This window comes from Actinoplanes sp. NPDC048791 (assembly GCF_040650095.1).
GTDB lineage: Bacteria > Actinomycetota > Actinomycetes > Mycobacteriales > Micromonosporaceae > Actinoplanes.
Genome location: NZ_JBEZGQ010000611.1, coordinates 1 through 5183 on the forward strand (window position 1 = coordinate 1; position 5183 = coordinate 5183).

Genomic DNA, 5183 nt, shown 5'->3' on the forward strand with positions numbered 1-5183 from the left:
TGGCGTGCCGTTCTCGGCGCACGCGCTGACCGCCAAGCTGCTGCGGCACGTGCTGGACACGGTCATCCGGCTGCAGGACGGGCCGCCCGCGGTGCTGACGGTGACGCACCCGGCGAACTGGGGACCGTACAAACGGGAGCAGCTGGACCAGGCGCTGCGGCTGGCCGACACCGGGCCGGCGCTGCTGCGCACCGAGCCGGAGGCCGCGGCGCTCCAGCATGCGACGGCCCGCCGGATCGGGCCGGGCGAGACCGTGGCCGTGTACGACCTGGGTGGCGGCACTTTCGACGCGGCGGTGCTGCGCCGTGAGGGTGAGGGCTTCCAGGTGCTGGGCGAGCCCGAGGGCATCGAGCAGCTCGGCGGCGCGGACTTCGACGAGGCGGTCTTCGGGCACGTCCTGGGGGTGCTCGGCGACCGGGTCGAAGGCCTGGACCCGAACGAGCCCGACGTGGTCACCGCACTGGCCCGGTTGCGCCGCGACTGCGTGGAGGCCAAGGAGGCGCTGTCCTTCGACACCGAGGTGATGATCCCGGTGGCGCTGCCCGGCGTGCACACCCGGGTCCGGCTGAACCGCTCCGAACTGGAGTCGATGATCGCCCCGGCGCTGGCCGACACGGTCGCGGCGATGCACCGGGCGCTGCGCGCGGCCCGGGTGGCGCCGGCCGAGCTGGACGCGGTGCTGCTGGCGGGCGGGTCGTCCCGGATCCCGCTGATCGGGCAGCTGCTGGCGACGGCGTTCGACCGGCCGGTGGTGGCCGACCCGCATCCGGAGCACAGCATCGCGATGGGCGCGGCGGTGGCTACGGCGCTGGTCACCGGCGGGGTGTCGCCCTTCGACGACGCGGTGGCGCCGCCGCCGCGCCCGGTCGCCGGGGCCGGTCCGGAGCCGGTCGCACCTGTCGGTGCCGACGCGACGGCGGCCTGGCAGGACCCGGAAGCCGGGAACGACACTCTGCTCGAAGCGCCGGCTTTCGCGGCAGCCAACGGCACCGGGCCGCACGACGACGCCGGATCCACCCAACTCCTGGCCGGCAACGGCACGCAGATCGCGCCGGGGATCCCCGTCGACGCCGGATCCACGCAGATTCTGCCGGGCAGCGGCAACGGCAACGGGGGCGCAGCAGCCACGCGGATCCTGCCCGGCGACGCGGTGCAGGCCGAGAGGCCGGTCAGCGGCGGGGCGGCGCCAGGCCCGGTGGCCTACTCGCGCGGCGCTGCCTCCGTACCCTCGACCGGGCAGCCCCTCGCGACCCCGACCCGCACCTTCCCGCAGCCGACGAGCCCGGCCCCGCCACCGCCCGGTCCCCCGCCGGTGCACTATCCGCCGGCGCCGGCCGGTGGCGACCGGCCCCCGGCCAAGCGCAACGGCAAGCTGCTGGTCCTGGTCGGCGCCCTCACCCTCGCGATGATCGCCGGGACCACCGTCCTGGTCGCCCTGGTCCGGCGCGGCGACAAGGACCGGGACACGGCCGCGCCGCCGACCGCCTCCCCGTCGGTCAGTGTGCCGCTGACGTTTCCCACCGCCGGGATGTTGATCCAGGTCGACGCCGGCGGTGACCAGCGGCCCAAGCTCAAGTCCAGCGCCTACCTGCTCACCCCCGGCAAGCCCGGCCGCACGGCTGTCGCGGACACCGGCGGCGACGTGCTGCCCGAGTGGTCCCGCGACCGCAAGAAGGTCGCGGTGATCCGGTACGAGGCGGACGGCAGCAACGCGATCTGGGTGATGGCCGCCGACGGCAGCAAACCGCAGAAGGTCGTGGAGAACGCCACCGGTGGCCGGGTGTCCTGGAATCCCGACGGCAGCAAGCTGGCGTTCCTGCGCAAGGTCGACGGCAGCCCGCAGATCTTCTCCATCAAGATCGGTGACTCGAAGCCGACCCAGCTGACCTGGGCGGACGGCATGAAGGACGATCCGGCCTGGTCGCCCGGCGGCGGGGCGATCGCCTACTGGAAGCTGGTGAAGGATGAGCGGCAGATCTTCATCCTGAATGCCAACGATCCGGAGGAGCCCGGCCTGCAGGTGACCGAGGGCGACAGTGGTCCCGGGGTCGACCCGAACTGGTCACCGGACGGGATGCGGATCGCCTACACCCGTGATCCGGGCGACTCGGGAGACATCTGGACCATCAGTCCCGACGGCAAGAACCCGAAGCAGCTGACCGAGCATGAGGACCGGGAGATGGACCCGTCCTGGGCGCCGGACGGCAGCTGGCTGGCCTTCACCCGCGGACCGGTCAACCAGCCGAAGATCGTGATCGCCAAGGCGGACGGCTCCGCGGAGCAGGTCCTCACCGAAGGGGACGCCCGCGAGGGTCATCCCTGCTGGTCCTGACCTTTCCAGTCGTCGGCCAGGATCGCCATGACGGTGGCGTCCACCCAGCCCTGCGGCGTGCGCAACGCGTCCCGCAGGACGCCTTCGGCGACAAAACCCACCTTCTCGTACGCGCGGCGGGCGCGCGGGTTGAACGAGTACACCTCCAGGGCGATGCGGTGCAGGCCGAGCTGTTCCAGGCCGTAGCCGACGAGCAGCCGGGCCGCCTCGGTGCCCAGCCCCCGGTCCCGCCCCTGCGGTCCGAACATGGTCCGGAAGTTGCAGCTGCGGTTGGGCGGGTCCCACTCGTTGAGGACGACCTCACCGACCCAGGCTCCGGTGGCCCGCTCCTCCACCGCGAGGTCGAGACGGTCGGGGCGGTCGGCTCGGGTGCCGTACCACTCGCGCAGCCGCTCTTCGGCGGCCTCGTCCCAGACGATCGGCTGGCTGCCGGTGAGCCGGACGACCTCGGGATCGCGCAGCGCGTCCCGGACGGCGGGGAAGTCACCGGCCCGGAACGGGCGCAGCACGACGCGGGGGCCGACGAGGGTGGGCTTGACGGAGAAATCGGCGGCCATCGGGCGATGATCGACGAACCGCCCCGCCCGGGCAAGCACATTCGCCCGACGGTGGCTGTCGAAAGTCGCACCCGGCGACCGATCGATCACGAGAGGTAGCCCGCGGGGTGGGCCGGTGACTATCCTCAGCCGATGCTCGACGCCGAGGCACGCCTCTTGCTCGCCCCCCATCTGGCAGTCTTCCGCAGCGTGACCGGCGCCCTCGACGCCGATCAGCGGCGGCTCGAGCAGACCACGGCCGAGCTGACCGGCCGGCCCCGGTTCGGCGGTTCGCTCGGCAAACACCTAGCCACGGTCAAACGGATCCGGGAGCTGCGGCGCGACCAGCAGGAGCTGACCGTCCGCATCGACCAGCAGCAGGCCCGGGCGGAGCATCTGGCCGAGCAGATCGACGGCCTGGTCGAGCCCGCACTACGGCTCAACGACGGCCACTACCAGCGGCTGGTCGTGGTGACGCTGCTCTTCACCCAGGCGCTGGGACATTGCGAGGAGGCCGGCCGGCACCTCGGCGCGGCCGTCGGGGCGGCCGGCACGGTGATGCGGGCCGTGATGGGCAAGACCATGGGGTCCGCCGACCAGTTCCGGGCGGAGTGGTCGGCCCGCGACTATGACAACCACATCCGCGACGCGGCCGCGGGCCTGCGGGCCCTGCCCGGCCAGATCGCGTACGCCGAACGCCGAGTGGCCGACCTGACCGGGATCACCGTGCCGCCCGCCCGGACGCCGGATCTCGCCTTGCTGGACGAGGTGCCGCAGACCCTGGCGAGCGCCGGAGCGCGGCTGCGGCTGGCCGAGAGCCGCGTCCCGCTCGGCGGCCTGCAACGGCAGCTGCGGGCCACCACCGAGGTGATCGAGCAGCGGCGCCAACTGGCCGACAAGAAGCGGCATGCCGCGCTGCGGGCCGCCTACAGCCGGCTTTGACCCTCGCGGCTCAGCCGGCGGCTTCGTCGAGGTCGACGATCTCGCGGCCCAGCGGCCAGAACGCCGCCGGGACCAGCTTGAAGTTGGCGATGCCGAACGGGATGCCGATGATCGTCACGCACTGGGCGACGCCCGCCACCACGTGACCCAGCGCCAGCCACCAGCCGGCGATGACGACCCACAGCACGTTGGCCAGGCCCGAGGCGACGCCCGCGGTGGGCCGGGTGACCAGCGTACGGCCGAACGGCCACAGCGAGTACGACGCCAGCCGCAGCGACGCGACCCCGAACGGGATGGTCACCACGAGGGCGAAGCAGAGCAGCGCGGCCAGCCCGTAGCCCAGAGCCAGGATGAAGCCGCTGCCGAAGATGAACCAGAGGACGTTCAGGATGAAGCGCACCTGATCAGCATGACGCGGGCGCGCCAGTGGCCCGTCCTCGCGGGCGCGGACCCGGCCATTCGGCGCCCCCGAATCGGCGGGATGCCGATCACCGAAGGGCCGCGTCCGACGCTCGGAGGCGATGGCGGTGACCTCCGATGAGGACAGTGCCAGACGGCGCTTGCGGGATTCTTGTGGTTCGATCGACGGCTCGGGCTACGAGAGGTCGGGCGTGGGGGATTTCCGGTTACTGGGTCCGGTCGAGGTGTGGCACGGCTCCGAGCGCGTCGACGTCGGGCACCCGCGGCAGCGGACCGTGCTGGCGGCTCTGCTCGCCGACGCCGGGCGGTCCGTGCCGGTCGCCGCCCTCATCGACCGGGTCTGGGGCCAGGCCCCGCCACGGTCCGCGCGGCAGTCGCTGCACGCGCACCTCACCCGGGTCCGGCAGGTCGTGCAGCGCGCCGGTGTGCCCGGCTCACTCGTGCTCACCTCGGACTCGTACCGCCTCGAGGTCGACCCGGCCACCGTGGACGTGCACCGGCTGGGCCAGCTGACCGCCCGGGCCCTGCGGCCGGAGCACACCGCCGAGCAGCGGGTGGCCCTGCTGCGGCAGGGCATGGCGCTGTGGCGCGGCGAGCCCCTGGCGGGCCTCGGCGGGGAGTGGGTCGCGCAGACCCGGCAGCTCTGGCGCCGCCGGTACGCGGACACCGCCGTGGCCTGGGCCCGGGCCGAGCTGGCAGTCGGCCACCCGGGCGAGGTCATCCGGGTCCTCGGTGACCTGGCCGCCCAGTTCCCGCTGCAGGAGTCGCTGGCCGCGGTGCTGATGCGGGCCCTGGTGGCGGCCGGACGCCCGGCCGAGGCGCTGGCCCACTACGCGGCCGTCCGCCGCTATCTGATCGAGGAACTCGGCGCCGAGCCGGGCGCGGACCTGCAGGACGTGCACCGCTCGGTGCTGCGCGGGGACGAACCCGGTGGCGTCCGCTCCGGCCCGGCG

The 5183-nt window shown here is 73.5% G+C and carries 5 protein-coding genes; 3 read left to right on the forward strand and 2 right to left on the reverse strand.

Annotated features, from left to right (window positions below; genetic code table 11):
• Positions 1 to 2332 (forward strand): Hsp70 family protein (locus AB0C29_RS32545; RefSeq protein WP_360828336.1); only part of this gene is annotated, 2332 nt, incomplete at its 5' end.
• Here AB0C29_RS32545 and AB0C29_RS32550 read toward each other — a convergent pair.
• A complete protein-coding gene (locus tag AB0C29_RS32550) occupies positions 2314 to 2889 on the reverse strand; it encodes a GNAT family protein (protein ID WP_360828339.1) in 576 nt (191 codons plus the stop codon). The genes AB0C29_RS32545 and AB0C29_RS32550 overlap by 19 nt on opposite strands.
• Before the next feature lie 132 nt (positions 2890 to 3021).
• Here AB0C29_RS32550 and AB0C29_RS32555 point away from each other — a divergent pair, with 132 nt between their 5' ends.
• Positions 3022 to 3810, forward strand: a complete 789-nt coding sequence (locus AB0C29_RS32555) for a hypothetical protein (protein WP_360828342.1) — start codon at positions 3022 to 3024, stop codon at positions 3808 to 3810.
• A gap of 10 nt (positions 3811 to 3820) precedes the next feature.
• On the opposite strand, the gene AB0C29_RS32560 is transcribed toward AB0C29_RS32555, so the two are convergent.
• Entirely contained in the window at positions 3821 to 4210 is a 390-nt protein-coding gene (locus AB0C29_RS32560) for a YccF domain-containing protein (RefSeq protein WP_360828344.1), read from the reverse strand.
• A gap of 211 nt (positions 4211 to 4421) precedes the next feature.
• Here AB0C29_RS32560 and AB0C29_RS32565 point away from each other — a divergent pair.
• Positions 4422 to 5183: BTAD domain-containing putative transcriptional regulator (locus tag AB0C29_RS32565; RefSeq protein WP_360828347.1), on the forward strand; the 762-nt coding region annotated here is incomplete at its 3' end.